Here is a 1805-nt window from a genome sequence, read left to right as displayed (position 1 = left end):
TACCACCCCTCGTGCGCATATTTACCACCCCTCGGAGTTTTCGCAGTTCAGGCTGCGCATATTTACCACCCCTTGTTTTCTGCGTGCGCATATTTACCACCCCTCGTGCGCATATTTACCACCCCTCGTGCGCATATTTACCACCCCTGGGGTAGTTATCCACAGGGTTTTACCTGCGGGTTTATCTATTTTCCCAGGTCGCTTATAACTATATCCCTGTAGATCTATATCCCCAGCCGATCAACCAACAAAACCGTTCACTACGGGTTGCGGTTCTTGCTCCCGCCTCGCCTGACGGCTCGTTGGGCTGCCGCCCAAATCAAAGATTTGGGTGCCACCCAAACACCCCACAACAACCACAGTCCTACAACCCTCCACGTACCCTTGGGTCTTCTAGACTTTCTTGGAAAAGAAAAAGAAAAAGAACCACGGAACAGGGGAAGCAAGGCAGTGCCCTACAAGCGCTACATCGACGACCCGAACTTTCGAGACAACCTCGAAACAATCCTAGAGCGCCTGGAAGCCCAAGAGACCACCTCTCCACTAGAACTCGGCGCTTCCATCCTGCAGGCCTACAGCCAAACCCGATTCAACTACACCTACCCCACTGCCCCTACCGCCACAGCACAGGACAGTAATCTGCATGACTCCCGCACCTGGAGCCGCTTCCTAGACTCCACTGCCGCCTACCCCGGCTGGGGCAAAGACGAACTAGAACACCTCGCACAATCTGCTACCCCACTCGACGCCGACAGCATGAACGCCAAAGGCTTAACCTCCCACCGCTACCGCGTGAGCGCTAAGCGCCCTGATACGCGCCAGCGGCTGCTAGAGACCATGCTGGAACAACTCGACGATTCAAACCTCGTAGACGTTCACCTCACCCACACTGTAGGCACATACCTCACCGCAGAAAGCTCTAAGACCCGCTTCCGCATACTCCCCCAAGACGAAAACACCGGCCCGCGCTACCGGCTGACCATCAACACCACGGAACCACTAGAAAGAAACTTAAGCACGGCCACCCGCGCAGTGTTCGCCGCTAATGCCTACACCTTGCAGGGCGACACACTCAACGAATGCGACCGCACAGGACTTTTCGGAAACCAGGAGACCAACCCGGACGTGTTCCACGACAGGTGGAAGACCACCGCAGACTTTTTCACTCACAGTGCCACTCGCGTTTTTACTGGCCTATTTAAAGACCAGGCCACCGAGCAAGACGGCATCACTGTCCCGGATTTCCTCAACCGTGAGGAACTCGACGCTATCGCCACCCGCCTGCATGTCTGCGCACACCAATGGATAGACACTATCCGCCCCGAGGCCACCACCCCACACGGCCCACAGGAGCGCAACAACCTCGATACTGTGCTCTCACGCTTTACTGACTACAAGACAGACCTTGCACCAGGGGCGCAGTGAAGTGTCCCAGGTTTTGTTCCGTTTAAGTAGATGGGAAAATCTGGAATATGCCAAGAAAATTTGACCAGGATGCAAAGGACCGTGTGGTCCGTCTCGTGGAAGATCGCATCTTGGCAGAAAATATGTCGATGCAAGCCGCGTGCCAGGCAGTAGCTCCAAAGCTGGGGGTTTCATGGCATACGGCCCGTCAATGGACTCAACAGGCCCGTCGTGCGGGAAACATCCCAGAACCTGTGCCTGAAGATTTGGCCGCGGAAAACGCGAGGCTGCGTCGTGAAAATCAAGAGCTACGCGACACTAATGAGCTGCTGAAGGCCGCTTCAGCTTTTTTCGCGTCGGAACTCGACCCAAAACGTCGGAAATGATCCGGTTCATCGATG

Annotated in this window: 1 protein-coding gene and 1 pseudogene; both read left to right on the top strand. The window is 55.3% G+C overall.

From position 1 onward, the window contains the following. Positions 1–450: 450 nt before the first annotated feature. The gene (locus tag HMPREF3153_RS01440; RefSeq protein ID WP_070419826.1) at positions 451–1425 is read left to right on the top strand and encodes a hypothetical protein; all 975 of its coding nucleotides are present in this window, start codon (positions 451–453) and stop codon (positions 1423–1425) included. A gap of 1 nt (position 1426) precedes the next feature. Continuing rightward, positions 1427–1790: pseudogene (locus HMPREF3153_RS01435) on the top strand (transposase). Positions 1791–1805 lie beyond the last annotated feature (15 nt).

The organism is Corynebacterium sp. HMSC06C06, from assembly GCF_001807295.1.
Lineage (GTDB): Bacteria > Actinomycetota > Actinomycetes > Mycobacteriales > Mycobacteriaceae > Corynebacterium > Corynebacterium striatum.
This window is presented reverse-complemented; position numbering and strand designations above follow the sequence as displayed.